24 protein-coding genes are annotated in these 25,296 nt (G+C 63.6%); 17 read left to right on the top strand and 7 right to left on the bottom strand.

Translation table 11 applies throughout. The annotated features are described in order from the left end of the window. Positions 1–31 precede the first annotated feature (31 nt). Positions 32–559, top strand: a complete 528-nt coding sequence (locus tag NJH59_RS10295) for a hypothetical protein (RefSeq protein ID WP_244988654.1) — start codon at positions 32–34, stop codon at positions 557–559. 51 nt (positions 560–610) lie between these two features. On the opposite strand, the gene NJH59_RS10300 is transcribed toward NJH59_RS10295, so the two are convergent. After that, positions 611–1,828: an argininosuccinate synthase gene (locus tag NJH59_RS10300; RefSeq protein WP_043861971.1), complete on the bottom strand. Its 1,218-nt coding sequence runs from the start codon at positions 1,826–1,828 to the stop codon at positions 611–613. 134 nt (positions 1,829–1,962) lie between these two features. Continuing rightward, complete coding sequence (locus NJH59_RS10305; RefSeq protein ID WP_253086746.1) at positions 1,963–2,931, bottom strand: OmpA family protein; 969 nt, start codon at positions 2,929–2,931, stop codon at positions 1,963–1,965. Positions 2,932–3,062: 131 nt separating this feature from the next. On the opposite strand from NJH59_RS10305, the gene pyrC reads away from it, so the two are divergent. Beyond that, positions 3,063–4,109 carry a dihydroorotase gene (gene pyrC, locus NJH59_RS10310; protein ID WP_043861973.1) on the top strand — a complete coding sequence of 349 codons (1,047 nt, stop codon included), beginning with the start codon at positions 3,063–3,065 and terminating at the stop codon, positions 4,107–4,109. Positions 4,110–4,162: 53 nt separating this feature from the next. After that, a complete protein-coding gene (gene rnt, locus NJH59_RS10315; protein ID WP_173925077.1) occupies positions 4,163–4,774 on the top strand; it encodes a ribonuclease T in 612 nt (203 codons plus the stop codon). Between the two features lie 110 nt (positions 4,775–4,884). Here rnt and NJH59_RS10320 read toward each other — a convergent pair whose 3' ends face one another. Beyond that, positions 4,885–5,487, bottom strand: coding sequence for a peroxiredoxin (locus NJH59_RS10320; RefSeq protein WP_043861975.1), 603 nt, complete (start codon positions 5,485–5,487; stop codon positions 4,885–4,887). 236 nt (positions 5,488–5,723) lie between these two features. Here NJH59_RS10320 and NJH59_RS10325 point away from each other — a divergent pair, with 236 nt between their 5' ends. Both NJH59_RS10325 and bfr read left to right on the top strand, forming a co-directional pair. Next, positions 5,724–5,942: a bacterioferritin-associated ferredoxin gene (locus NJH59_RS10325; protein WP_043861976.1), complete on the top strand. Its 219-nt coding sequence runs from the start codon at positions 5,724–5,726 to the stop codon at positions 5,940–5,942. A gap of 201 nt (positions 5,943–6,143) precedes the next feature. Then, positions 6,144–6,614, top strand: a complete 471-nt coding sequence (bfr, locus tag NJH59_RS10330) for a bacterioferritin (RefSeq protein ID WP_043861977.1) — start codon at positions 6,144–6,146, stop codon at positions 6,612–6,614. Positions 6,615–6,754: 140 nt separating this feature from the next. Here the strand turns inward: bfr and grxD are convergent, their stop codons facing one another. Beyond that, positions 6,755–7,090 carry a Grx4 family monothiol glutaredoxin gene (grxD, locus tag NJH59_RS10335; protein ID WP_038999109.1) on the bottom strand — a complete coding sequence of 112 codons (336 nt, stop codon included), beginning with the start codon at positions 7,088–7,090 and terminating at the stop codon, positions 6,755–6,757. Between the two features lie 92 nt (positions 7,091–7,182). Continuing rightward, a complete protein-coding gene (locus NJH59_RS10340) occupies positions 7,183–9,291 on the bottom strand; it encodes a molybdopterin oxidoreductase family protein (protein WP_253086747.1) in 2,109 nt (702 codons plus the stop codon). A 389-nt stretch (positions 9,292–9,680) separates the two neighbouring features. Here NJH59_RS10340 and argF point away from each other — a divergent pair, with 389 nt between their 5' ends. Both argF and NJH59_RS10350 read left to right on the top strand, forming a co-directional pair. Further along, complete coding sequence (gene argF / locus NJH59_RS10345; RefSeq protein ID WP_043861979.1) at positions 9,681–10,601, top strand: ornithine carbamoyltransferase; 921 nt, start codon at positions 9,681–9,683, stop codon at positions 10,599–10,601. Beyond that, positions 10,598–11,707, top strand: coding sequence for an ABC transporter ATP-binding protein (locus tag NJH59_RS10350; protein ID WP_253086748.1), 1,110 nt, complete (start codon positions 10,598–10,600; stop codon positions 11,705–11,707). Before argF ends, NJH59_RS10350 begins: the two co-directional genes overlap by 4 nt. An 82-nt stretch (positions 11,708–11,789) precedes the next feature. Here NJH59_RS10350 and NJH59_RS10355 read toward each other — a convergent pair whose 3' ends face one another. Together NJH59_RS10355 and ybaK are read right to left on the bottom strand one after the other, a co-directional pair. Further along, positions 11,790–12,569, bottom strand: a complete 780-nt coding sequence (locus NJH59_RS10355; protein WP_116052172.1) for a PhzF family phenazine biosynthesis protein — start codon at positions 12,567–12,569, stop codon at positions 11,790–11,792. 92 nt (positions 12,570–12,661) lie between these two features. Then, a complete protein-coding gene (gene ybaK / locus NJH59_RS10360) occupies positions 12,662–13,132 on the bottom strand; it encodes a Cys-tRNA(Pro) deacylase (RefSeq protein ID WP_043861982.1) in 471 nt (156 codons plus the stop codon). Positions 13,133–13,434: 302 nt separating this feature from the next. Here ybaK and NJH59_RS10365 point away from each other — a divergent pair, with 302 nt between their 5' ends. The 10 genes from NJH59_RS10365 to NJH59_RS10410 all read left to right on the top strand — a co-directional run bounded on the left by NJH59_RS10365 (position 13,435) and on the right by NJH59_RS10410 (position 25,279). Next, on the top strand, positions 13,435–14,286 hold the full coding sequence (locus NJH59_RS10365; protein WP_043861983.1) for an MIP/aquaporin family protein: 852 nt from the start codon (positions 13,435–13,437) through the stop codon (positions 14,284–14,286). Positions 14,287–14,352: 66 nt separating this feature from the next. Then, positions 14,353–15,852 (top strand): glycerol kinase GlpK, encoded by a 1,500-nt coding sequence (glpK, locus tag NJH59_RS10370; protein ID WP_043861984.1) that lies wholly within the window; start codon positions 14,353–14,355, stop codon positions 15,850–15,852. Positions 15,853–16,014: 162 nt separating this feature from the next. Then, on the top strand, positions 16,015–16,770 hold the full coding sequence (locus NJH59_RS10375) for a DeoR/GlpR family transcriptional regulator (protein ID WP_043861985.1): 756 nt from the start codon (positions 16,015–16,017) through the stop codon (positions 16,768–16,770). Positions 16,771–16,942: 172 nt separating this feature from the next. Next, positions 16,943–18,481, top strand: a complete 1,539-nt coding sequence (gene glpD / locus NJH59_RS10380; protein WP_253086749.1) for a glycerol-3-phosphate dehydrogenase — start codon at positions 16,943–16,945, stop codon at positions 18,479–18,481. A gap of 339 nt (positions 18,482–18,820) precedes the next feature. Beyond that, complete coding sequence (locus tag NJH59_RS10385; RefSeq protein WP_043861987.1) at positions 18,821–19,735, top strand: glutamate/aspartate ABC transporter substrate-binding protein; 915 nt, start codon at positions 18,821–18,823, stop codon at positions 19,733–19,735. Positions 19,736–19,834: 99 nt separating this feature from the next. Next, positions 19,835–20,581, top strand: a complete 747-nt coding sequence (locus tag NJH59_RS10390; protein WP_043861988.1) for an amino acid ABC transporter permease — start codon at positions 19,835–19,837, stop codon at positions 20,579–20,581. Continuing rightward, complete coding sequence (locus tag NJH59_RS10395) at positions 20,581–21,252, top strand: ABC transporter permease subunit (protein WP_043861989.1); 672 nt, start codon at positions 20,581–20,583, stop codon at positions 21,250–21,252. Before NJH59_RS10390 ends, NJH59_RS10395 begins: the two co-directional genes overlap by 1 nt. After that, positions 21,249–21,983, top strand: coding sequence for an amino acid ABC transporter ATP-binding protein (locus NJH59_RS10400; protein ID WP_043861990.1), 735 nt, complete (start codon positions 21,249–21,251; stop codon positions 21,981–21,983). The genes NJH59_RS10395 and NJH59_RS10400 overlap by 4 nt, the downstream gene beginning before the upstream one ends. Positions 21,984–22,049: 66 nt before the next feature. Next, entirely contained in the window at positions 22,050–23,957 is a 1,908-nt protein-coding gene (locus tag NJH59_RS10405; protein WP_043861991.1) for an ATP-binding protein, read from the top strand. Continuing rightward, positions 23,954–25,279, top strand: a complete 1,326-nt coding sequence (locus NJH59_RS10410; protein ID WP_043861992.1) for a sigma-54 dependent transcriptional regulator — start codon at positions 23,954–23,956, stop codon at positions 25,277–25,279. Before NJH59_RS10405 ends, NJH59_RS10410 begins: the two co-directional genes overlap by 4 nt. The last annotated feature ends 17 nt before the right edge of the window (positions 25,280–25,296 follow it).

The following is a 25,296-nucleotide window of genomic DNA, read 5'->3' on the forward strand; positions in this document are numbered from 1 at the left end:
ACAGCGCTCACGCCGAGCAGCAGGCACGTACATGAGCAACGTCGAACCGAAAAGCCCACTGACGATCATTGCTATTTTCGCGGGTATCATCGAAGCCTCTGCGTTGGCCTCACTGCCCTTTCTTGGCGAAGACAGCCAGGGTATCTACACGTGGTTTCTGGTGGGCTTTCCACCCTTTCTGACAATCCTGTTTTTCCTGACGCTCAACTTCAATAGCAAGACGCTGTATTGCCCGGAGTACAACGAGGACACGCCTGAAGTTCCGGATGAACCCAAAGACTGGCCAACTTCAGAACAACGTGAAAGTCACCTGCCGCCTGCCCGTTCTGCCTTTGCACAATTGACAACACAAGCCCCATCCCTGGGTTGCGACGCCATGGCACCCGCTATCTCGACCATCGTCATTTCCGGTGCACACAGCACATCGCTGATCGAATACCTTGTCACTCAGGCCATCACGCAACAGCCCAGGCTGGGCACGCTGGTCATCCACAACCTTGAAACCGGCACGCAGACCACACTGACCACCCATGCCCTGGGCGCCGAGCCACCGCAATGAAGGCATAAAAAAACCCGGCCTCAGGCCGGGTTCCTTTCGTTCAAGCGCCCCTCACACCAGTGAGCGGCCCTTGTTCGCGGCAATGCGCAGGCGCAGTGCGTTGAGCTTGATGAAGCCCGCCGCGTCGGCCTGGTTGTAGGCGCCGCCGTCTTCTTCGAAGGTGGCGATGTTGGCATCGAACAGCGAATCGTCAGACTTGCGACCGGTGACGATCACGTTGCCCTTGTACAGCTTCAGGCGAACCACACCGTTCACGTTCAACTGCGAAGCATCGATCATCTGTTGCAGCATCAGACGCTCAGGGCTCCACCAGTAGCCGGTGTAGATCAGGCTGGCGTACTTGGCCATCAGCTCATCCTTGAGGTGAGCCACTTCGCGGTCCAGGGTGATGGACTCGATCGCACGGTGCGCGCGCAGCATGATGGTGCCGCCCGGGGTTTCGTAGCAGCCACGGGACTTCATGCCCACATAGCGGTTCTCGACGATGTCCAGGCGACCGATGCCGTTCTCGCCGCCGATGCGGTTCAGGGTGGCCAGGACGGTGGCCGGAGTCATCTCGACGCCGTCCAGCGCCACGACGTCGCCGTTGCGGTAGGTCAGTTCCAGGTAGGTCGGAACGTCAGGGGCGTTTTCTGGCGACTTAGTCCAGCGCCACATGTCTTCTTCGTGCTCGGTCCAGGTATCCTCCAGCACGCCGCCCTCGTAGGAGATGTGCAGCAGGTTGGCGTCCATCGAGTACGGCGACTTCTTCTTGCCGTGACGCTCGATCGGGATACCGTGCTTCTCGGCGTAGTCCATCAGCTTCTCGCGCGAGAGCAGGTCCCACTCGCGCCATGGGGCGATGACCTTGACGCCTGGCTTGAGCGCGTAGGCACCCAGCTCGAAACGCACCTGGTCGTTGCCCTTGCCGGTGGCGCCATGGGAAATGGCGTCGGCGCCGGTTTCGTTGGCGATCTCGATCAGACGCTTGGCGATCAGCGGACGTGCGATGGAAGTACCCAGCAGGTACTCGCCTTCGTAGACGGTGTTGGCGCGGAACATCGGGAACACGAAATCGCGGACGAATTCTTCTCGCAGGTCATCGATGTAGATCTCTTTGACACCCATGGCCTGAGCCTTGGCGCGGGCCGGTTCGACCTCCTCGCCCTGCCCCAGATCGGCGGTGAACGTCACCACTTCACAGTTGTAGGTATCTTGCAGCCACTTGAGAATCACCGAAGTATCAAGGCCGCCGGAATACGCCAGTACGACCTTTTTTACGTCCGCCATGCCATCACTCCACGGGTTGTACGGAAAGCCGGTGATTCTACCGGCCTTACCGCAGAATTTACAGTGGGGCGACAGCTTGTGACGACAAAGCGACAGAAATTGTCGTCGGCGCGACCGGCGGTCGCACCGTCGAATCAGGCGGCGGGTTTGCCTGCCTGGGCGGCCGGCGTCTGCGTGGGTGCCGGCGCAGGCGGGGTCGCTGCCGGTTCGGCAGGCTTGTGCGGGGCAACCTCTGCGGGCTTCTCGACCGGGGTGACGCGGTCGAGCTGGATGTTCACCCGGCGGTTGCGTGCCCGATTGGCGGCATTGGTATTGGCCGCCAGCGGATAGCGCTCGCCATGAAAGCGCACGGTGATCTGCTCTTCGGGGATGCCATGGGCCTTGAGGTAGTCCTGCACCGCCAGGGCGCGGCGACGCGAGAGGTCACGGTTGGTCAGGCGGTTGCCGCTGTTGTCGGAGTGGCCATCGAGCTCGATGTGGTTGACCGTGGGGTCGGCCTTGAGGAAGTCGATGATCACGTCCAGGCGGGCACGTGCATCGGCATCCAGATCGATACCGCCGCCCGGAAAGCCCACGCGTGCCTGGCGCACCTGGTCATAGTTCATCGGCAGCAGCTTGGCCGCACAGGCCTGGTAGTCACCGTAGGCACGGTTGAACTTCACCGGCAGCACGCTCACTTCCATGCTGCGCCCGGCTTCGCCGGTGTAGTTGCGCACCACGGTGCTGCGCCCGTCCAGCAGGCCATTGATGAGCCGGCTGGCCTGGCCCTGGGAGCTGTTGAACAGCACGCCGCTGCGCGCCATGCGCACCGCGCCCAGGTTGATGTCGCCACGCCCGGGCTGCCACGGTGCGGCGGCGGCCAGCAGGGTCGCGGAGCCGGCGCCCAGCACATTGCTGGTGGAGCGCAGCTGGAAGGTGGCCTGCTCGCCCGCACGGCGCACGAACTCGCCGCTGCCGAAATCGGCGATCGGCTGGATCAGCCGGCATTCGAACTGATCGCCCTCGACCTTCCACTCGACGTTCTCCACGCGAGTCTGGAAGGTGAGTGCCACGGCCGGCAGGCTGGCAAACATACTGAGCAGGGCTAGGTAACGCTGGCGCACGGGCGGCTCCACAAATTTCTTACGGCATACCTGCAAGCTATCGGACGCCCTGCGCAAAACTTGATAGCGAGTGCTCGGATCGGGCTTTTCCGGTAGCATTCACCGGGAGTTCGAACCGCCTGGAATCCCCAATGTCCGACCGCCTGACCCTCCTGCGTCCCGACGACTGGCACATCCATCTTCGCGATGGCGCTGTATTGCCCCATACCGTCGGCGACGTGGCGCGCACCTTTGCCCGCGCCATCATCATGCCCAACCTGGTACCGCCGGTACGCAACACTGCCGAAGCCGACGCCTATCGCCAGCGCATCCTGGCCGCCCGCCCTGCCGGCAGCCGCTTCGAACCGCTGATGGTGCTGTACCTCACCGACCGCACCCAGCCCGAGGACATTCGCGCGGCCAAGGCCAGCGGATTCGTGCATGCCGCCAAGATGTACCCGGCCGGCGCGACCACCAACTCGGACTCCGGCGTGACCAGCGTCGACAAGATTTTCCCGGTGCTCGAAGCCATGGCCGAGGTGGGCATGCCGCTTCTGGTGCATGGCGAAGTGACCCGCCCCGAAATCGACGTGTTCGATCGCGAGAAGCTGTTCATCGACGAGCATCTGCGCCGTGTGGTCGAGCGCTTCCCCACGCTCAAAGTGGTGTTCGAGCACATCACCACTGCCGAAGCCGTGCAGTTCGTCAACGAGGCCCCGGCCAACGTCGGCGCAACCATCACCGCCCAGCACCTGCTGTACAACCGCAACCACATGCTGGTGGGCGGTATTCGCCCGCACTTCTACTGCCTGCCGATCCTCAAGCGCAACACCCACCAGGTGGCTCTGCTCGACGCAGCCACCAGCGGCAGCAGCAAGTTCTTCCTCGGCACCGATTCGGCGCCCCACGCCCAGCATGCCAAGGAAGCCGCCTGCGGCTGTGCCGGCTGCTACACCGCGTTCGCCGCCATCGAGCTGTACGCCGAGGCGTTCGAACAGCGCAACGCGCTGGACAAGCTGGAAGGTTTCGCCAGCCTTCATGGCCCGGCGTTCTACGGCCTGCCGGCGAACACCGACCACATTACCCTGGTCCGCGAAAGCTGGACCGCCCCAGGCAGCCTGCCGTTCGGCGAGCAGACTGTCATCCCGCTGCGCGCCGGTGAGCAACTGCGCTGGCGCCTGCTGGAGGAGACTGTGTGAGCGACGATTACGAAGACGACCAGGAAGGTCAAGGCGGCGGTTCGCGCCATCCGATGGCAGAGCGCTTTCGCGGCTACCTGCCGGTGGTGGTGGATGTTGAAACCGGTGGTTTCAACTGCGCCACCGATGCACTGCTGGAAATAGCCGCAGTCACCATCGGCATGGACGAAAAGGGCTTTCTGTTCCCGGAGCACACCTATTTCTTCCGCGTCGAACCCTTCGAGGGCGCCAATATCGAACAGGCGGCCCTGGACTTCACCGGCATCAAGCTCGATCACCCGCTGCGCATGGCGGTCAGCGAAGAGTCGGCGCTGACCGACATCTTCCGCGGCGTGCGCAAGGCCCTCAAGGCCAATGGCTGCAAGCGCGCGATCCTGGTGGGGCACAACAGCAGTTTCGACCTGGGCTTCCTCAACGCGGCCGTGGCGCGCCACGACATGAAGCGCAACCCCTTCCACCCGTTCTCCAGCTTCGACACCGCCACCCTGGCTGGCCTGGCCTATGGTCAGACCGTGCTGGCGCGGGCCTGCCAGAGTGCCGACATCGACTTTGACGGGCGGGAGGCACACTCGGCGCGCTACGACACCGAGAAGACGGCCGAGCTGTTCTGCGGCATCGTCAATCGCTGGAAGGAAATGGGCGGCTGGCAGGACTTTCGCGACTGACCGCTTCGCCGGCCGGCGCCTGCAGACGCTACGCGACGCAGGAGCCAGCCTTGCTGGCGAACAGGCATAAAAAAACCGGCCACCAGGGCCGGTTTTTTCATGCGTGGCGCTTACAGCTTGCCAGCATTCTCGCTCAGGTAGGCAGCAACGCCTTCTGGCGAAGCGGTCATGCCCTTGTCGCCTTTTTTCCAGTTGGCAGGGCAGACTTCGCCGTGCTCTTCGTGGAATTGCAGCGCGTCGACCAGACGGATCAGCTCTTCCATGTTGCGGCCCAGCGGCAGGTCGTTGACGATCTGCGAACGGACAACACCCTTGTCATCGATCAGGAACGCGCCACGGAAGGCCACGCCGCCTTCGGACTCGACGTCGTAGGCCTGGGCGATTTCGTGCTTGAGGTCGGCAGCCATGATGTATTTGACCGGGCCGATACCGCCGGCGTTGATCGGGGTGTTGCGCCAGGCGTTGTGGGTGAAGTGCGAGTCGATCGAAACGGCGATCACTTCAACGTTGCGCGCCTTGAAGTCGTCCATGCGGTGATCCAGGGCGATCAGCTCGGACGGGCAGACGAAGGTGAAGTCCAGTGGGTAGAAGAACACCAGGCCGTACTTGCCCTTGATAGCCGAAGCCAGGTTGAAGCTGTCGACGATCTCGCCGTTGCCCAGTACTGCAGGTACGGTGAAGTCCGGGGCGTTTTTGCCTACGAGCACGCTCATTCGATATCTCCTGATGGTATTGAATGGTTTGCGCAGCCGACCCGCAGGTCAGCTGGCATGACACAAGAACTGCCCATCATACACCGACCGACGCCGTGCGCCGAGCGAATGCCAGCCCGCTGCCAGACTGACCGCCGGTCGCTCTGGAACGGGCCTCTGCACAAGGTACTTTGACAAGCATTCTCATTAGCATTAAGCTCCCCGACATCAAGCCTTTACCAGCGATGGTCTCCCTTATGTATGTGTGTCTTTGTGTTGGTGTTACCGACGGACAGATCCGCGATGCGATTTACGAAGGATGCTGCAGCTACAAGGAAGTCCGTGCCGCCACCAACGTGGGCACCCAGTGCGGCAAATGTGCCTGCCTGGCCAAGGAAGTGGTACGTGAAACCCTGACCAAACTGCAGGTCAGCCAGGCCGCCCTGCCTTATCCGGTAGAATTTACCGCAGCCTGAAAACAGCGAATTTGAAGAACCGGACCTCGTGTCCGGTTTTTTTATGCCTGCAATTCAAGTAGTTAGGCTTAAAACGCGGAACACAAACATTCTTATTCCGATTAATTTTCATTTATTATTCAATAACTTAGGTTTGACACTGGAAGTTGTCGGGCTCAGACTCGTGCCTATCGACACACTTACGCAGGGCAGGACCCCATCATGAAAGGCGACGTTAGCGTCATCCAGCATCTCAACAAGATCCTCGGAAACGAGCTGGTCGCAATCAACCAATACTTCCTGCATGCGCGCATGTACGAAGACTGGGGTCTGGAAAAGCTCGGCAAGCACGAATACAAAGAATCCATCGACGAGATGAAACACGCTGACAAACTGATCAAGCGCATTCTGTTTCTAGAAGGTATTCCCAACGTCCAGGACCTGGGCAAGCTGCTGATTGGCGAACACACCAAGGAAATGCTCGAGTGCGACCTGCGCCTGGAGCAGAAAGGCCTGATCGACCTGAAGGCGGCGATTGCGCATTGCGAGACCGTGGGCGACTTCGGCAGCCGCGAACTGCTCGAAGACATCCTCGAGGCCGAGGAAGAGCATATCGACTGGCTGGAAACCCAGTTGAGCCTGATCGACAAGGTCAGCCTGGAAAACTACCTGCAGTCGCAGATGGGCGAGTAGTCACGCCCAACCGGCTGCAATCAAAGCCCCGCCTGCGCGGGGCTTTTTTTCGCCTGGGGTAACCGGCCTTGCCGGCCACCGGGCCCAGGCAGGCACAAAAAAGCCCCGCAGATGCGGGGCTCTTCAGTGCAAAACCGGATTCAGGCCTTGGCCGCCTCGGCCTTGGCAGCGGCGTCCTTGATCAGGGTCTGCAGTTCGCCGTTGGCAAACATCTCGGCCATGATATCGCTGCCGCCGACCAGCTCACCGCCCACCCACAGTTGCGGGAAGGTCGGCCAGTTGGCGTACTTGGGCAGGTTGGCGCGGATTTCCGGGTTCTGCAGGATATCCACGTACGCGAACTTCTCGCCACAACCCATCACGGCTTGCGCCGCCTTGGCCGAAAAGCCGCACTGCGGGGCATTCGGCGAGCCTTTCATGTAAAGCAGAATGGTGTTGTTGGCAATCTGCTCTTTGATTGTTTCGATAATATCCATGAAGCACCTCGCGGCTGAACTTTCCGACCTGGTTGTCGGCACGGTGACGCATTGTATCGGAAAGCCGAGCGTGACGCTCGGCCTTGCCGATATCAGGCCGCAACCACCTCTACCACCACGCCGTTGAGCGCCGCATTGCCCGATACCGCGTCGCGCTGACGCTCGTCGGTCAGATCGTTGGCACTGGCCCCTGCTTGCGCCTGAGCGATGCCCAGGCGCATGCCTGGCCGCCCGTGGCCGAAGCCGTGTGGCAGGCTGACCACGCCGGGCATCATATCGGTGCTGGCGAGCACCTCCACCTCGATGCTGCCCACGCGCGAGCTGACACGCACCCGCTGGCCGTCCTGCAACTGCCGGCCGGCCAGGTCGTCGGGGTGCATCAGCAGCTGGTGGCGCGGCTTGCCCTTCACCAGGCGATGGTAGTTGTGCATCCAGGAGTTGTTGCTGCGCACATGCCGACGCCCGATCAGCACCAGTTGCGTGGCGTGGGGCAAAGCTTGCGCGGCGAAGCGCTGAAGGTCGGCCAGGATCACCGCGGGCGCGGCCTCGACACACTGGCTGGCAGTTTTCAGCCGCGCACCGAGGTTGGGCTGCAACGGCCCCAGGTCGATACCGTGGGGATAGCGCTCGAGGGTGTGCAGCGACAGGTCGAACGCGCTGCCCTGGCCATGGGGCCCGCCGCGCAAGCCCAGGTCGATCATCTGCGCGGGTGTCAGGGTCGGTTTGAGCGGCTTGTCTGCCAGTGCCGCGAAGGCCTTGGCCAGGCCGACGAAAATCTCCCAGTCGTGCAGCGCGCCTTCGGGCTTGGGCAGGATCGCCCGGTTGAAGCGGCTGACGTTGCGCACCGCCAGCAGGTTGAAGGTGGTGTCGTAGTGATCGTTCTCCAGCGCCGAGGTGGACGGCAGGATCAGGTCGGCATGGCGCGTGGTCTCGTTGATGTACAGGTCGATGCTGAGCATGAACTCCAGCCCTTGCAGCGCCCGCTCCAGCTGCCGTCCATTGGGCGTGGAGAGCACCGGGTTGCCGGCCACGGTGACGAGTGCACGCACCTGCCCTTCGCCCTCGCACAGCATCTCTTCGGCCAGTGCCGCCACCGGCAGCTCGCCTGCGTACTCGGGCAGGCCCGACACCCGGCTCTGCCAGGCGTTGAAATGCCCGCCGCTGGTACTGGCCACCAGGTCCACTGCCGGCTGGGTGCACAAGGCGCCGCCGACCCGATCCAGATTGCCACTGACCAGGTTGATCATCTGCACCAGCCAATGGCACAGGGTGCCGAAAGCCTGGGTCGAGATACCCATGCGCCCATAGCACACGGCCTTGTCGGCGGCGGCGAAGTCGCGGGCCAACTGGCGGATCTGCCCGGCCTCGATACCACAGCGCGGGCCCATGGCTTCGGCTGTGAACGGCGCGATTGCCTCGCGCACCGCGTCCAGCCCGGCCACCGGCAGGTGCGTGGTACGGCTCAGGCCTTCCTCGAACAGGGTGTTGAGCAGCCCGCACAGCAGCGCCGCATCAGCGCCTGGGCGCACGAACAGGTGTTGGTCGGCCATGGCCGCGGTCTCGCTGCGCCGCGGGTCGACCACCACCAGCTTGCCGCCCCGTGCCTGCAGGGCCTTGAGGCGCTTTTCGACATCGGGCACGGTCATGATGCTGCCGTTGGAAGCCAAGGGGTTGCCGCCCAGAATCAGCATGAAGTCGGTATGGTCGATGTCCGCAATCGGTAACAGCAGGCCATGGCCGTACATCAGGTAGCTGGTCAGGTGCTGCGGCAACTGGTCGACCGAGGTCGCGGAAAAGCAGTTGCGCGTCTTGAGCAGGCCCAGGAAATAGTTGCTGTGGGTCATCAGGCCGTAGTTGTGCACGCTGGGGTTGCCCTGGTACACCGCCACCGCATTCTGACCATGGCGCTGCTGCAGGGCCCAGAGCTTCCGGGCGGCCAGCGCGAACGCCTCGTCCCAGCCGATGGCCTGCCATTGCTCGCCGATGCGGCGCATGGGAGTACGCAGGCGGTCCGGATCGTTCTGGATGTCCTGCAACGCAACGGCCTTGGGACAGATATGGCCACGGCTGAAGGTGTCCAGCGCATCGCCCTTGATCGACGTGATGCGCGGCGCCTGCCCAGGCTCATGGGCCACTTCCAGGGTCAGGCCGCAGATGGCTTCGCACAGATGACAGGCACGGTGATGCACGCTTTTGCTCATGGCCGCCTCTTGTTGTAGGTCTGATTAGCGACCTCGACTATGGCCCTGCCCCGCCCCCCTCGCCAGTGACGTTCGTGGCGTGAATCGCCCGGCATCAGGCAAGGCGATGGTCGCGGCGCGCTGGCACCTGTACCGCGCATGCGTTGCAAAGGCCTCGGCGGGCAGTGTACAAAGCCTGTCCGGCCCAATAAAAAGCGTCACCCAACGGCTTGAACACATTCGGCAACGTCGAGTTCGCAGCCCCCACTTGGTAAGACGCGACATTTAATTATAGTATTGCGCCTTTCCCTATTTCGTCGCCCCGTGCGGCTTTCGCCGCAGGTCACTTCCGTTGTTTTCGAAAACCGGCTTTTGATGATCTGCGGTCTGTTGCAAAAAGGTAGTCAATGATGAGCGCTAGGCACTTTCTCTCCCTGATGGATTTCACCGCCGAAGAACTGGTCAGTGTGATCCGCCGAGGGATCGAGCTGAAGGACCTGCGTAACCGCGGCGTACTCTTCGAACCCCTGAAAAACCGCGTGCTGGGCATGATTTTCGAAAAATCGTCCACGCGTACCCGGCTGTCGTTCGAAGCCGGCATGATCCAGCTCGGTGGCCAGGCCATCTTCCTGTCGCCACGCGACACCCAGCTGGGCCGTGGCGAGCCGATCGGTGACTGCGCCATCGTCATGTCGCGCATGCTCGACGCGGTGATGATCCGTACGTTTGCCCACAGCACGCTCACCGAGTTCGCCGCCAATTCGCGGGTACCGGTGATCAACGGCCTGTCCGACGACCTGCACCCGTGCCAGTTGCTGGCCGACATGCAGACCTTCCTCGAACACCGCGGCTCGATCCAGGGCAAGACCGTGGCCTGGGTGGGCGATGGCAACAACATGTGCAACAGCTATATAGAAGCGGCCATCCAGTTCGACTTCCAGCTGCGCATCGCCTGCCCCGAGGGCTATGAGCCCAACCCGGCGTTCGTGGCCCAGGCCGGCGAGCGCGTGCAGATCGTGCGCGATCCCAAGGACGCCGTTCGCGGTGCACACCTGGTGAGCACCGATGTCTGGACTTCCATGGGCCAGGAGGAGGAAACTGCACGGCGCCTGGCGCTGTTTGCGCCTTACCAGGTCAACCGCGAACTGCTCGACCTGGCGGCTGCGGATGCCCTGTTCATGCACTGCCTGCCCGCCCACCGTGGCGAGGAAATCAGCCTGGACCTGCTCGACGACCCCCGTTCGGTCGCCTGGGACCAGGCCGAAAACCGCTTGCATGCACAGAAGGCGCTTCTCGAATATCTTGTCGAACCGGCCTATCACCACGCATGAGTAAACCTCTACTGCTTAACCTGCGCGACCTCGCCTGCGGCTATGGCGAGCAGCGCATCGTCCAGAACCTCAACCTGCACCTCAACGCCGGCGACATCGGTTGCCTGCTGGGTTCCTCGGGGTGCGGCAAGACCACCACGCTGCGCGCCATCGCCGGTTTCGAGCCGGTGCACGAGGGCGAGATCAGCCTGGCGGGCGAAGTCATCTCCAAGGCCGGCTTCACCCTGGCCCCGGAGAAGCGCCGCATCGGCATGGTGTTTCAGGACTACGCGCTGTTCCCGCACCTGACCGTGGCCGAGAACATCGCGTTCGGCATCGGCAAGCACCCGCGCCAGCGCCAGGTGGTCGATGAAATGCTCGAGCTGGTGAAGCTGGACAAGCTTGGCGGGCGCTACCCGCACGAGCTGTCCGGCGGCCAGCAACAGCGTGTGGCCCTGGCCCGTGCCCTGGCACCCGAGCCGCAACTGCTGCTGCTGGACGAGCCGTTCTCCAACCTCGACGTGGAACTGCGCCGACGCCTCAGTCATGAGGTGCGTGACATCCTCAAGAGTCGCGGCACCAGCGCGATCCTGGTCACCCATGACCAGGAAGAGGCCTTTGCCGTCAGCGACCATGTGGGCGTGTTCAAGGAAGGCCGCCTGGAGCAGTGGGACACCCCGTACAACCTCTACCACGAACCGTTCACGCCGTTCGTGGCCAGCTTTATCGGCCAGGGCTATTTCATCCGTGGCCAGCTGACCAGCCCCGAATCGGTGCAGACCGAACTGGGCGAGCTGCGCGGCAATCGGGCCTACACCCTGCCCCAAGGCAGCGCGGTGGATGTGCTGCTGCGCCCGGACGACATCGTGCATGCGCCCCACAGTGCCTTGAAGGCAAGCATCGTCGGCAAGAGCTTCCTCGGTGCGTCCACCCTGTACCGCCTGCAACTGGGTACCGGCAGCCAGCTCGAAGCGATCTTCCCGAGCCATATCGACCATCAGGTCGGCGGCGAGGTGGGCATAGAAGTGGCGGCGGACCACCTGGTGCTGTTCCCGGTGGCCGGCACGGTGCCGGCACAACTGCCGGTGGCGGAGAACGGCGTGCGACGCTACAGCGCGGCGCTCTGATAACGCTTCGCCAGCAAGGCTGGCTCCTACAGGAAATTGCCTGGCCTACTGTAGGAGCCTGCCTTGCTGGCGAAAAGGGCCGCTAGAGGAACAACGTCCCGCTCGCCACCCGCGTCGCATACCCGCCAATCTTCACCCGCGCCCCTTCCAGCCGGCAGAACAGCTCCCCGCCACGCGCGGAACACTGCACCGCGTGCAGCTCATCCTTACCCAGGCGCTGCGCCCAGTAAGGGATCAGCGAGCAGTGCGTGGAGCCGGTCACCGGGTCTTCAGGGATACCGATCCCCGGCGCAAAATAGCGCGACACAAAATCATGCTCGCGCCCTGGCGCCGTGACAATCACGCCCAGCCCCGGCAACGGCACCAGCGCCGCCATGTCAGGGCGACAATCCCGCACCGCCTGTTCGCTTTCGAGCACCACGAACAGTTCATTGGTCTGCCACACCTCGACCACCGGGCACCCCAGCGCCTGCGCCACCGGCGGCAGCTCGGCCAGCGGCTGCGGGTCGTAGCGCGGGAAGTCCAGCACCAGGCGCCCCGCCTCGCGGCTCACGGTCAGCGGCCCCGAACGGCTGTCGAACGCCAGGCGCTCGGCATCTTCCCCATACACCTCGAACAGCACATGCGCGCTGGCCAGGGTCGCATGCCCGCACAGCGGCACTTCGGTGGAGGGCGTGAACCAGCGGATGCGCCAGCGCTGCGCCTCGCGCACGACGAATGCGGTTTCGGCCAGGTTGTGCTCGGCCGCAATCTTTTGCATCAGTTCATCGGGCAGCCATTGCTCCAGGCGATACACCATCGCCGGGTTGCCGCTGAAGGGTTGGGAACTGAAAGCATCGACCTGGTGAAATTCAAGCTGCATGGGTTGGCTCCTGCATGGGAAGGCAGCGAGCATGCCTGCCCGGGCGCTCGCGCTTCCATATACAGAATGGCCGGATTTGGAGGATACAGATGCTACTCGCGGCCGATCGCCGCAAAGCTGCCCCGGGTGTGCTCGGCCAGCACCGCCGCCGCCAGTTCCACCTCCAGCCCGCGCCGCCCGGCGCTGACATGAATGGTTTCGAACTGCTGCGCCGAAGCATCGATGAAGGTGCGCAGGCGCTTCTTCTGCCCCAGTGGGCTGATCCCGCCCACCAGGTACCCGGTGGAACGCTGTGCGGCCATCGGGTCGGCCATTTCGCACTTCTTTGCGCCCGCCGCATGGGCCAGGGCCTTGAGGTCCAGGCTGCCCACCACCGGCACCACCGCCACCAGCAACTCGCCCTTCTCGGTGCTGGCCAGCAGCGTCTTGAACACCCGCGCTGGCTCCAGGTTGAGCTTCTCGGCGGCTTCCAGGCCGTAGGAAGCCGCCTTGGGGTCGTGTTCATAACTGTGGATGCGGTGTTCGGCGCGGGCTTTCTTGAGCAAATCCAGGGCGGGGGTCATGCAGGGCTCCAGGCAGGGTGATCGGTCTCCAGTCGCTGGCTACTTTAGGGCAAAACGCCGGAGCCAACCATTACCCGCCCGGTTGCCACCGACACCACCTGAGCCACCGGCAGTCAGAATATGAATGGCAGTTCACTTTCGACCTTTGACATCAGCGTTTCTTGTCTATATTTTTTCGATTCTGAATATCGAACTGCCCCAATACCGTGCAGTTCTGCCGTCAACCCGACCAGAATGGGGATTCTGCTCGGGTTTTTGTCGAGCGCACACGCGCCTCACAACAACAAGAACCGAGGTCACGAATGACGACTGCTCTACGACAACCAACGCTGTCTGCCCAATGCATGGCCGAATTCCTCGGCACCGCATTGCTCATCTTTTTCGGTACCGGCTGCGTCGCGGCACTCAAGGTCGCGGGCGCCAGCTTCGGCCTGTGGGAAATCAGCATCATCTGGGGCGTGGGGGTCAGCATGGCGATCTACTTCACCGCCGGGGTGTCGGGTGCACACCTGAACCCGGCCGTGAGCATCGCCCTGAGCCTGTTCAGCGGCTTCGAAAAGCGCAAGCTGCCGTTCTACATCGTCGCCCAGGTGGCCGGTGCCTTCTGCGGCGCGGCGCTGGTATACACCCTGTACAGCAACCTGTTCTTCGATTACGAACAGACCCACGCCATGGTGCGCGGCAGCACCGCCAGCCTGGAGCTGGCCTCGGTGTTCTCCACCTATCCGCACCCGTTGCTGTCCACCGGCCAGGCATTTCTGGTGGAGGCCGTGATCACGGCCATCCTGATGGCGGTGATCATGGCCCTTGCCGACGACAGCAACGGCCTGCCCCGGGGCGCACTGGCACCACTGCTGATCGGCCTGCTGATCGCGGTGATCGGCAGTGCCATGGGCCCGCTGACCGGCTTTGCGATGAACCCGGCGCGCGACTTCGGCCCCAAGCTCATGACCTTCCTGGCCGGCTGGGGCAACGTGGCCTTTACTGGCGCACGTGACATTCCCTATTTCCTGGTTCCCATCATTGCGCCGATCATAGGTGCAAGCGTGGGTGCCGCCCTGTATCGCGGCGTGATCGCGCGCAACCTGCCCACGGCAGACGGCGCGAACGCCCAGACCGACGACAACGCTCGGGGCAAGACCCAGGCCTCCTGATGCCGAACCGGCGAGCCAGGCTCGCCCTGCCCCGACTTCCACCTTTTCGAGTGCAAGGCCCACACCATGACCGACACCCCGAACAAGCACTACATCATTGCCCTGGACCAGGGCACGACCAGTTCACGCGCGATCATCTTCGACCGTGACGCCAACGTGGTCGGCACCTCGCAGCGCGAGTTCGCCCAGCATTACCCCCAGGCCGGCTGGGTCGAGCATGACCCGATGGAGATCTTCGCCACCCAGAGCGCGACCATGGTCGAAGCACTGGCCCAGGCGGGCCTGAGCCACGACCAGGTGGCAGCCATCGGCATCACCAACCAGCGCGAGACCACCGTGGTGTGGGACCGCGAAACCGGTCGCCCGGTGTACAACGCCATCGTCTGGCAGTGCCGACGCAGCACCGAGATCTGCGAGCAGCTCAAGCGTGACGGCCACGCGGACTACATCCGCGAAACCACCGGCCTGGTCACCGACCCGTACTTCTCGGGCACCAAGCTCAAGTGGATCCTGGACAACGTCGACGGCGTGCGTGAACGCGCCGAACGCGGCGAGCTGCTGTTCGGCACCGTGGATACCTGGCTGATCTGGAAGTTCTCCGGCGGCAAGGTGCATGTCACCGACTACACCAACGCCTCGCGCACCCTGATGTTCAACATCCACACCCTGGAATGGGACGAGAAGATGCTGCAGGTGCTGGGCATCCCGAAGCAGATGCTGCCCCAGGTACGCTCGTCGTCAGAGGTGTACGGCCACACCAAGAGCGGCATCGCCATTGCCGGCATCGCCGGCGACCAGCAGGCTGCGCTGTTCGGCCAGATGTGCGTGGAGCCGGGCCAGGCCAAGAACACCTATGGCACCGGCTGCTTCCTGCTGATGAACACCGGCGACAAGGCCGTGCAGTCGTCCCATGGCCTGCTGACCACTATTGCCTGCGGCCCGCGCGGCGAAGTGGCCTATGCCCTGGAAGGCGCGGTGTTCAACGGCGGTTCGACCGTGCAGTGGCTGCGTGACGAACTGAAGATCGTCAACGACGCCCACGACACCGAGTACTTCGCCAGCAAGGTCAAGGACAGCAACGGCGTGTACCTGGTGCCGGCATTCACCGGCCTGGGTGCGCCGTACTGGGACCCGTACGCGCGTGGCGCCCTGTTCGGCCTGACCCGCGGGGTCAAGGTCGACCACATCATCCGCGCCGCGCTGGAGTCGATCGCCTATCAGACCCGCGACGTGCTCGACGCCATGCAGCAGGATTGCGGCGAGCGCCTGAGCGCACTGCGGGTGGACGGTGGCGCGGTGGCCAACAACTTCCTGATGCAGTTCCAGGCCGACATTCTCGGCACCTGCGTGGAACGCCCGCAGATGCGCGAAACCACTGCGCTCGGCGCCGCCTACCTGGCCGGCCTGGCATGTGGCTTCTGGAGCGGGCTGGACGAGCTGCGCGGCAAGGCCATCATCGAGCGCGAGTTCACCCCGCAGTTGGAGGAGGCGCAGAAAGAGAAGCTGTACGCCGGCTGGCTGAAGGCGGTGGACCGTACCCGCGACTGGGAACCGCACGAGGAATAAAACCTGCGCAGGCTTCTTCGCCAGCAAGGCTGACTCCTACACTGTAGGCGCCAGCCTTGCTGGCGAGGCGCCCACAGGATCGTTTCAGCCAGCCCCGCGCTGGCCCCCGCCCCCATCCTGCGGCATCATGCAGATTTGCCCGGCAGCCCAAAAGGACCGCCCATGAATCTGCCCCCTCGCCAACAACAAATCCTCGAGCTGGTCCGCGAACGCGGCTATGTCAGTATCGAGGAAATGGCGCAGCTGTTCGTTGTAACCCCGCAAACCATCCGCCGTGACATCAACCAGCTGGCCGAAGTGAACCTGCTGCGCCGCTATCACGGTGGCGCGGCCTATGACTCGAGCATCGAGAACACCGCCTACGCCATGCGTGCCGACCAGATGCGCGACGAAAAGCAGCGTATCGCCGAAGCCATCGCCGCGCAGATCCCCGATCACGCCTCGCTGTTCATCAACATCGGCACCACCACCGAGTCCATCGCCCGCGCCCTGCTCAACCACAACCACCTGAAGATCATCACCAATAACCTGCATGTGGCCTCCATCCTCAGCGCCAAGGACGATTTCGAAGTACTGCTGGCCGGCGGCAACGTGCGCCGCGATGGCGGTGTGGTCGGCCAGGCCAGCGTCGACTTCATCAACCAGTTCAAGGTCGACTTCGCCCTGGTCGGCATCAGCGGCATCGATGAAGACGGCAGCCTGCTCGACTTCGATTACCAGGAAGTGCGCGTGTCCCAGGCCATCATCGCCAATGCGCGCCAGGTGATCCTCGCCGCCGACTCCAGCAAGTTCGGGCGCAACGCCATGGTGCGCCTGGGCTCGATCAGCCTGATCGACTGCCTGGTGACCGACCAGCCTCCCGTCGCCGCCCTCGCCCAGTTGCTCAACCAGCACAAGATCCGCCTGGACGTGGTGTAGCGCCATCGCGGCCCTCGCAACGGGGGCCGCTCGAATGTTCATAATTTTTCATTTATTTGTCATCCGATCAGTATTTTCTATTGAAAGCGACTGGCGGGCGCCATTTTGTTGCGCTACCATTTTCGCAAACGAACATTAATGTTCATATTCGATAGAAACCAGAGGCCGCCTCGTGTCCCAGTCCAGCTCGCCATCGCCCGCCCTTGCCGAAATCTACGACGTTGCCGTGATCGGTGGCGGCATCAACGGCGTCGGTATCGCCACCGATGCAGCCGGGCGCGGCCTGTCGGTACTGCTCTGCGAAAAGGACGACCTGGCCAGCCATACGTCCTCGGCCAGCAGCAAGCTGATCCACGGTGGCCTGCGCTATCTGGAGCACTACGAGTTCCGCCTGGTGCGCGAAGCGCTGGCAGAACGCGAAGTGCTGCTGGCCAAGGCGCCGCATATCGTCAAGCCGATGCGCTTCGTGCTGCCGCACCAGCCGCACCTGCGTCCGGCCTGGATGATCCGCGCCGGCCTGTTCCTGTATGACCATCTGGGCAAGCGCAAGCAGCTGGGCGCCTCGCGCAGCCTGCGCTTCGGCCCGGGCAACCCGCTCAAGCCGGCCATCACCCGCGGTTTCGAATACGCCGACTGCGCAGTGGACGACGCCCGCCTGGTGGTGCTCAACGCCATGGCCGCGCGTGAGCTGGGTGCGCACATCCTCACCCGTACCCGCTGCGTCAGCGCACGGCGCGTGGGCAAGCTGTGGAACGTGCAGCTCGAACGCGCCGACGGCAGCCAGCAGACCATCCAGGCCCGCGCCCTGGTGAACGCGGCCGGCCCGTGGGTGGCCAGGTTCATCAAGGACGACCTCAAGCTGGAGGCGCCCTACGGCATTCGCCTGATTCAGGGCAGCCACCTGATCGTGCCCCGGCTGTACGAGGGCGAGCATGCCTACATCCTGCAGAACGAAGACCAGCGCATCGTGTTCGCCATCCCGTACCTGGAGCGCTTCACCCTGATCGGCACCACCGACCGCGAGTACAGCGGCGACCCGGCCCAGGTGAGCATCACCGAGGCCGAGACCGACTACCTGCTCAAGGTTGTGAACGCGCACTTCAACCACCAGCTGGGCCGCGCCGACATCCTCAGCACCTATTCCGGTGTGCGCCCGTTGTGCAACGACGAGTCGGACAACCCCTCGGCGGTCACCCGCGACTACACCCTGGCCCTGTCGGCGTCTGCCGGCGAGGCGCCGCTGCTGTCGGTGTTCGGCGGCAAGCTGACCACCTACCGCAAGCTGGCCGAATCGGCCATGGCCGAGCTGGCGCCGTACTTCACCCAGATGACCGGTAGCTGGACCGCCACCTCCAGCCTGCCGGGCGGTGAACAGATGACCACGCCGCAGGCGCTGTGCGACGAGATTCTCGCGCGCTTCGGCTGGCTGCCAGCGGATATCGCCAAGCGCTGGGCGCTGACCTACGGCACCCGCGTATGGCGCCTGCTCGAGGGCGTCCAGGGCCCGGACGACCTGGGCGATGCGATTGGTGGCGGGTTGTTCACCCGCGAGGTGGATTACCTGTGCAGCGAGGAATGGGCGGTCAGCGCCGACGATATCCTGCTGCGGCGCACCAAGCTGGGGCTTTTCACCAGCCCGGCCGAACAACAGGCTCTGCGGGTTTACCTGCAACGGGTAGAACTGAGCCGCGGGCGTATTCAGGCGGCATGACACCGCCAAATCGCATCGCGGGTCAAGCCCGCTCCCACAAGGTCACCAAACCTGTGGGAGCGGGCTTGACCCGCGATGAGGCCACCAAAGCACTATCTGTTCGGTTTCCCGAACGAGCCATTGACCCTTAATCGGAAACCCGGACATCCCTCCCCCGCCATACCCCGGCAAAAAATGCCCGCCGCCGCTATTTGCATGGGGTTATGATCAAAATCAGAGTTTGGCATGAGTCATGCTCTACACTCAGTACCCGAATGCGCAACCGCTTCATTGCTGTGTTCGCTGAACGAAAGAGCCCGCCAACGGCTCAATAAGAAAAACAACGTCGAGGAAAATTTGATGCGTATCGTTCCCCATCTGTTGGGCGCCGCCATGGCGACCGCTTTGATCAGCACGCCGGCCCTTGCCGCCGAACTGACCGGCACCCTGAAGAAAATCAACGACTCGGGCACCATTACCCTGGGGCACCGCGACGCTTCCATCCCGTTCTCCTACATCGCCGACGCTTCGGGCAAACCCGTCGGTTACTCCCACGACATCCAGCTGGCTATCGTCGAGGCCCTGAAAAAGGACCTGAACAAGCCGGACCTGAAGGTCAAATACAACCTGGTCACCTCGCAGACCCGCATCCCGCTGGTGCAGAACGGCACCGTTGACGTCGAGTGCGGTTCCACCACCAACAACCTCGAGCGCCAGCAACAGGTCGACTTCTCGGTCGGCATCTTCGAGATCGGTACCCGCCTGCTGTCCAAAAAGGATTCCTCCTACAAGGACTTCCCGGACCTGGCCGGTAAGAACGTGGTGACCACCGCCGGTACCACATCCGAGCGCATCCTCAAGTCGATGAACGCCGACAAGCAGATGAAGATGAACGTCATCTCCGCCAAGGACCACGGCGAGTCGTTCCAGATGCTCGAGTCCGGCCGCGCCGTCGCCTTCATGATGGACGACGCCCTGCTCGCCGGCGAAATGGCCAAGGCCAAGAAGCCGACCGACTGGGCCGTGACCGGTACCCCGCAGTCCTATGAAATCTACGGCTGCATGGTGCGCAAGGGCGATGCCCCGTTCAAGAAAGCGGTCGATGACGCCATCGTCGCCCTGTACAAGTCGGGTGAGATCAACAAGATCTACGACAAGTGGTTCAACCAGCCAATCCCGCCTAAAGGCCTGAACCTGATGTTCCCCATGAGCGACGAGCTCAAGGCGCTGATCGCCAATCCTACCGACAAAGCTGCAGACGAAAAGAAGTCCTGACCCCCAGCTAGTTAGTGTCTAACCTTTCATCCGAGGGCGCCCAGCGCCCCCGGATGCTCGAAGGTGCCCGTGAAACAACCGATCTGAGGGGAGACCCCGATGAATTACAACTGGGACTGGGGCGTTTTTTTCAAGTCCACCGGCGTTGGCAGCGAGACCTACCTGGACTGGTATATCACCGGCCTGGGCTGGACCATCCTGATCGCCGTTGCCGCCTGGATCATTGCGCTGCTGCTGGGCTCGGTGCTCGGCGTCATGCGTACCGTACCGAACCGTCTGGTGTCGGGTATCGCCACGTGCTACGTGGAACTGTTTCGCAATGTGCCGCTGCTGGTGCAGCTGTTCATCTGGTACTTCCTGGTACCCGACCTGCTGCCCGAAGGCCTGCAGGAGTGGTACAAGCAGGACCTCAACCCGACCACCTCGGCGCTGATCAGCGTGGTCATCTGCCTGGGGCTGTTCACCGCTGCACGGGTGTGCGAGCAGGTGCGCACCGGCATCCAGGCGCTGCCCCGTGGCCAGGAAGCCGCTGCCCGCGCCATGGGCTTCAGCCTGCCGCAGATCTACAACAACGTGCTGCTGCCGCAAGCCTACCGGATCATCATTCCGCCGCTTACCTCCGAATTCCTGAACGTGTTCAAGAACTCCTCGGTGGCGTCGCTGATCGGCCTGATGGAACTGCTGGCACAGACCAAGCAGACCGCCGAGTTCTCGGCCAACCTGTTCGAGGCCTTCACCCTGGCCACGCTGATCTACTTCACCCTGAACATGGGGCTGATGCTGCTGATGCGCCTGGTCGAGAAGAAAGTCGCGGTGCCGGGCCTGATCTCCGTGGGGGGTAAATAATGGACATGGATTTCAGTGGAATCGTGCCAGCCCTGCCGGGCCTGTGGAACGGCATGAAGATGACCCTGCAACTGATGCTCATGGGCATCATTGGCGGCATCGCGCTGGGTACCGTGCTGGCACTGATGCGGTTGTCGTCGAGCAAGCTGCTTTCACGCCTGGCCGGCGCCTACGTGAACTACTTTCGCTCCATCCCGCTGCTGCTGGTGATCACCTGGTTCTACCTGGCGGTACCGTTCGTGCTGCGCTGGATCACCGGCGAAGACACCCCGGTGGGTGCGTTCACCTCCTGCGTCGTGGCATTCATGATGTTCGAGGCGGCGTACTTCTGCGAAATCGTGCGGGCCGGCGTGCAGTCGATCTCCAAGGGCCAGATGGCGGCTGCCCAGGCACTGGGCATGAACTACGCGCAGACCATGCGCCTGATCATCCTGCCCCAGGCATTTCGCAAGATGACCCCGCTGCTGCTGCAGCAGAGCATCATCCTGTTCCAGGACACCTCGCTGGTCTACACCGTGGGCCTGGTGGACTTCCTCAACTCGGCACGGGCCAGTGGCGACATCATCGGGCGCTCCAACGAGTTCCTGCTGTTTGCCGGCGCCGTGTACTTTGTCATCAGCTTCTCCGCTTCCTTCCTGGTCAAGCGTCTGCAGAAAAGGATAACCGTATGATTTCCATCAAGAACGTCAACAAGTGGTACGGCGATTTCCAGGTTCTGACCGACTGCAGCACCGAGGTCAAGAAAGGCGAAGTGGTGGTGGTGTGCGGGCCGTCTGGCTCGGGCAAGTCCACCCTGATCAAGTGCGTCAACGCGCTGGAACCGTTCCAGAAGGGCGACATCGTGGTCGACGGCACCTCGATCGCCGACCCCAAGACCAACCTGCCCAAGCTGCGCTCGCGGGTCGGCATGGTGTTCCAGCACTTCGAACTGTTCCCGCACCTGACCATCACCGAGAACCTGACCATCGCGCAGATCAAGGTGCTGGGCCGCAGCAAGGAAGAAGCCACCAAGAAGGGCCTGCAACTGCTTGAGCGCGTCGGCCTGTCGGCCCATGCGCACAAGCACCCCGGCCAGCTCTCCGGCGGCCAGCAGCAGCGCGTGGCCATCGCCCGCGCCCTGGCCATGGATCCGATCGTGATGCTGTTCGACGAACCCACCTCGGCCCTGGACCCGGAAATGGTCAGCGAGGTACTCGACGTGATGGTGCAACTGGCCCACGAAGGCATGACCATGATGTGCGTGACCCACGAAATGGGCTTTGCGCGCAAGGTGGCCAACCGGGTGATCTTCATGGACAAGGGCAACATCATCGAAGACTGCACCAAGGAAGAGTTCTTCGGTGACCAGAGCGTGCGCGACGAGCGTACCCAGCACTTCCTCAGCAAGATCCTGCAGCACTGATACCGCCCGGTGCCCCTGCCCGGCCCACGCCGGGCAGAGGGCGCTGGTCGTGACAAGGCCACTGTGATGAAATGCGATCCCACGCTCTTTCGCCCAGCCAAGCCTGACCTTGCCGTGAAACCTCGCCTGATCCGCCACCTGTTCCTGCCCCCACTGGTCCTGCTGCTGATGATCGGCCTGGGTGTGATCGGCTACCTGATCAGCGAGCACAACGGCATCCGCACCCTGAGCGAGACCGGCGAGCGTCAGCTTGAACTGCATGCCCGCGCGGTCGAGAGCGAGATCAGCAAGTACACCTACCTGCCCAGCCTGCTGGAACTCGAAGACAGCGTCTCCAGCCTGCTGAACTCCACCGATGGCGACCAGCGCCAGGCGGTCAACGAATACCTCGAAGGGCTCAACCGGCGCAGCCGCAGCCGCGCCATCTATGTGCTCGACACCACCGGCCGGGTGCAGGCCACCAGCAACTGGCGCGACGTCGACAGCTACCTGGGCGAAGACCTCTCGTTCCGTGCCTATTTCCAGAATGCCGTGCGCGGCCAGCCCGGGCGCTTCTACGGCATCGGCAGCACCACCGGCGAACCTGGCTACTACCTGGCCCATGGCCTGGAAGAACACGGCAAGATCATCGGCGTGGCGGTGATCAAGGTGCGCCTGGAAGCCCTCGAAGAGCGTTGGCAGCGAGCCCGCCTGGAAGCCTTCGTCAGCGACGAGAACGGCATCATCATCCTCTCCAGCGACCCGGCGCGGCGGCTGAAGTCGGTGCGCCCGCTGACCCCGGAAATCAAGGAGCGCCTGGCACGCAGCCTGCAGTACTACTGGTTCCCGCTCAACGAACTGCAGCCGCTGGCGCGCGAGAAGCTCGCCGACGGGGTCGAGAAGCTGACCTTTCCGGCCAATGCCGAACTGGGCGACAGCAACCGCAAGGTCACCTACCTGGCCCAGACCCGGCGCCTGAGCGACACGCCCTGGCACTTCACCCTGCTGACCCCGCTGCAGGACCTGCGCCACGAATCGATGATCCAGGGCGTGCTGGTGGCCGTGGCCTTCGCCCTGCTGGCGATCCTGCTGATAGCCTGGAACGAGCGGCGCAAGGTGATCGCCACCCGCCTGGCCGCCCGCGAGGCGCTGGAAGAAGCCAACAACCAGCTCGAACGCAAGATTGCCGAGCGCACCGCCGACCTGCGTGCCAGCAACGAACGCCTCAAGGGCCAGATCCGCGAACGCCGGCACGCCGAGCAGACCCTGCGCCATGCCCAGGACGAACTGGTGCAGGCCGGCAAGCTGGCGGCCATCGGGCAGATGTCGACCAGCATCGCCCATGAGCTGAACCAGCCGCTGGCGGCGCTGCGCACCCTGTCGGGCAACACCGTGCGCTTTCTGCAGCGCGGTGCGCTGGAAACCGCCAGCGCCAACCTGCTGACCATGAACGAACTGATCGACCGCATGGGCCGTATCACCGCCAGCCTGCGCTCGTTCGCCCGGCGCGGCGACGACCGTGGCCAGGCCTCGCTGGAAAAGGCCGTGACCGCCGCCCTGCAACTGCTCAATGCGCGCATCGAGGGCTGCCACCTGAAACTGCACCTCGAGTACGCCGACCAGCAACTGACCATCGACCAGACCCGCCTGGAGCAGATCCTGGTCAACCTGATCGGCAACGCCCTGGATGCCATGGCCGCGGTGCCGCTGCCGCAACTCTGGCTCGAAGGCGAGCTGGTGGGCGACAAGTACCGCCTGCGCGTGCGCGACAACGGCCATGGCATCGACGATGAAGCGCGCAAGCACCTGTTCGAACCGTTTTTCACCACCAAACCGGGCGAGCACGGCCTGGGCCTGGGCCTGACCCTGTCGGCCAGCCTCGCCGCTGCAGCCGGCGGTACCCTGAACGTCGAACACCCCGCCAGCGGCGGTACCGCGTTCGTGCTCAGCCTGCCGCTGGTCGATGCCCCCACTGAACCTGCCGAGTCCCTATGACCCCATCGCCCCTTACCGTCCTGATCGTCGAAGACGATCCGCATGTGTTGCTCGGGTGCCAGCAGGCGCTGGCCCTGGAAGATATCGCCTGCGAAGGCGTCGGCAGTGCCGAACAGGCACTGGAGCGCATCGGCGATGATTTCGCCGGCATCGTGGTCAGCGATATCCGCCTGCCGGGCATCGATGGCCTGGAACTGCTCAGCCGCCTCAAGGCCCGCGACAAGAGCCTGCCGGTGGTGCTGATCACCGGCCACGGCGACATCGACATGGCCGTGGGCGCCATGCGCAACGGCGCCTACGACTTCATGGAAAAGCCCTTCTCGCCGGAGCGCCTGGTGGATGTGGTGCGCCGGGCGCTGGAACAGCGCGGCCTGGCCCGCGAAGTGTTCTCGCTGCGCCGCCAGCTGGCCGAGCGCAGCACCCTGGAGGGGCGCATCATCGGCCGCTCGCCGGCCATGCAGAACCTGCGCGAGCTGATCGCCAACGTCGCCGATACCTCGGCCAACGTGCTGATCGAGGGCGAGACCGGCACCGGCAAGGAGCTGGTCGCGCGCTGCCTGCACGACTTCAGCCGGCGCCAGAGCCAGCCCTTCGTGGCGTTGAACTGCGGCGGCCTGCCGGAGAACCTGTTCGAGACCGAAATCTTCGGCCACGAGGCCAACGCCTTCACGGGTGCCGGCAAGCGCCGCATCGGCAAGATCGAGCACGCCAACGGCGGCACGCTGTTTCTCGACGAAGTCGAGAGCATGCCGCTCAACCTGCAGATCAAGCTGCTGCGCGTGTTGCAGGAGCGCACCCTGGAACGCCTGGGTTCGAACCAGAGCATTGCGGTGGATTGCCGGGTGATCGCCGCCACCAAATCGGACCTGGATGCCCTCGGCCAGACCGGCCAGTTTCGCAGCGACCTGTACTACCGCCTCAACGTGGTGACCCTGGAACTGCCGCCGCTGCGCGAGCGCCGCGAAGACATCCTGCAACTGTTCGAGCACTTCCTGCAGCAGTCGGCCCTGCGCTTCGACCGCGAGGCACCGCCGCTGGACAGCCAGACCCTGTCGCGCCTGATGGCCCATGACTGGCCGGGCAACGTGCGCGAGCTGCGCAACGTGGCCGAGCGCCACGCCCTGGGCCTGCCGGCGTTCAAGAAGGCCGGCGCCAATGTGGCGCAGAGCCTGGGCTTTGCCGAGGCGGTCGAGGCCTTCGAGCGCAACCTGCTCAGCGACGCCCTGCAGCGCACCGGCGGCAACCTCAGCCAGGCCAGCCAGGAGCTGGGCATGGCCAAGACCACCCTGTTCGACAAAGTCAAAAAATACGGCCTGGCCTGAGCGAGCGTTTCGATGGA

The organism is Pseudomonas sp. VE 267-6A (genome assembly GCF_024126555.1).
In the GTDB taxonomy this organism is placed as follows: domain Bacteria; phylum Pseudomonadota; class Gammaproteobacteria; order Pseudomonadales; family Pseudomonadaceae; genus Aquipseudomonas; species Aquipseudomonas palmensis.

Coding starts and splice junctions, on each gene's coding strand:
- NJH59_RS10325 (WP_043861976.1), top strand. CDS start 5,724: ATGTATGTGTGTCTTTGTGTTGGTGTTACCGACGGACAGATCCGCGAT.
- NJH59_RS10340 (WP_253086747.1), bottom strand. CDS start 9,291: ATGAGCAAAAGCGTGCATCACCGTGCCTGTCATCTGTGCGAAGCCATC.
- NJH59_RS10350 (WP_253086748.1), top strand. CDS start 10,598: ATGAGTAAACCTCTACTGCTTAACCTGCGCGACCTCGCCTGCGGCTAT.
- NJH59_RS10410 (WP_043861992.1), top strand. CDS start 23,954: ATGACCCCATCGCCCCTTACCGTCCTGATCGTCGAAGACGATCCGCAT.
- NJH59_RS10355 (WP_116052172.1), bottom strand. CDS start 12,569: ATGCAGCTTGAATTTCACCAGGTCGATGCTTTCAGTTCCCAACCCTTC.
- rnt (WP_173925077.1), top strand. CDS start 4,163: ATGGCAGAGCGCTTTCGCGGCTACCTGCCGGTGGTGGTGGATGTTGAA.
- NJH59_RS10395 (WP_043861989.1), top strand. CDS start 20,581: ATGGACATGGATTTCAGTGGAATCGTGCCAGCCCTGCCGGGCCTGTGG.
- NJH59_RS10300 (WP_043861971.1), bottom strand. CDS start 1,828: ATGGCGGACGTAAAAAAGGTCGTACTGGCGTATTCCGGCGGCCTTGAT.
- pyrC (WP_043861973.1), top strand. CDS start 3,063: ATGTCCGACCGCCTGACCCTCCTGCGTCCCGACGACTGGCACATCCAT.
- argF (WP_043861979.1), top strand. CDS start 9,681: ATGAGCGCTAGGCACTTTCTCTCCCTGATGGATTTCACCGCCGAAGAA.
- NJH59_RS10405 (WP_043861991.1), top strand. CDS start 22,050: ATGAAATGCGATCCCACGCTCTTTCGCCCAGCCAAGCCTGACCTTGCC.
- NJH59_RS10385 (WP_043861987.1), top strand. CDS start 18,821: ATGCGTATCGTTCCCCATCTGTTGGGCGCCGCCATGGCGACCGCTTTG.
- NJH59_RS10320 (WP_043861975.1), bottom strand. CDS start 5,487: ATGAGCGTGCTCGTAGGCAAAAACGCCCCGGACTTCACCGTACCTGCA.
- NJH59_RS10365 (WP_043861983.1), top strand. CDS start 13,435: ATGACGACTGCTCTACGACAACCAACGCTGTCTGCCCAATGCATGGCC.
- ybaK (WP_043861982.1), bottom strand. CDS start 13,132: ATGACCCCCGCCCTGGATTTGCTCAAGAAAGCCCGCGCCGAACACCGC.
- bfr (WP_043861977.1), top strand. CDS start 6,144: ATGAAAGGCGACGTTAGCGTCATCCAGCATCTCAACAAGATCCTCGGA.
- NJH59_RS10375 (WP_043861985.1), top strand. CDS start 16,015: ATGAATCTGCCCCCTCGCCAACAACAAATCCTCGAGCTGGTCCGCGAA.
- NJH59_RS10390 (WP_043861988.1), top strand. CDS start 19,835: ATGAATTACAACTGGGACTGGGGCGTTTTTTTCAAGTCCACCGGCGTT.
- NJH59_RS10400 (WP_043861990.1), top strand. CDS start 21,249: ATGATTTCCATCAAGAACGTCAACAAGTGGTACGGCGATTTCCAGGTT.
- NJH59_RS10295 (WP_244988654.1), top strand. CDS start 32: ATGAGCAACGTCGAACCGAAAAGCCCACTGACGATCATTGCTATTTTC.
- glpK (WP_043861984.1), top strand. CDS start 14,353: ATGACCGACACCCCGAACAAGCACTACATCATTGCCCTGGACCAGGGC.
- grxD (WP_038999109.1), bottom strand. CDS start 7,090: ATGGATATTATCGAAACAATCAAAGAGCAGATTGCCAACAACACCATT.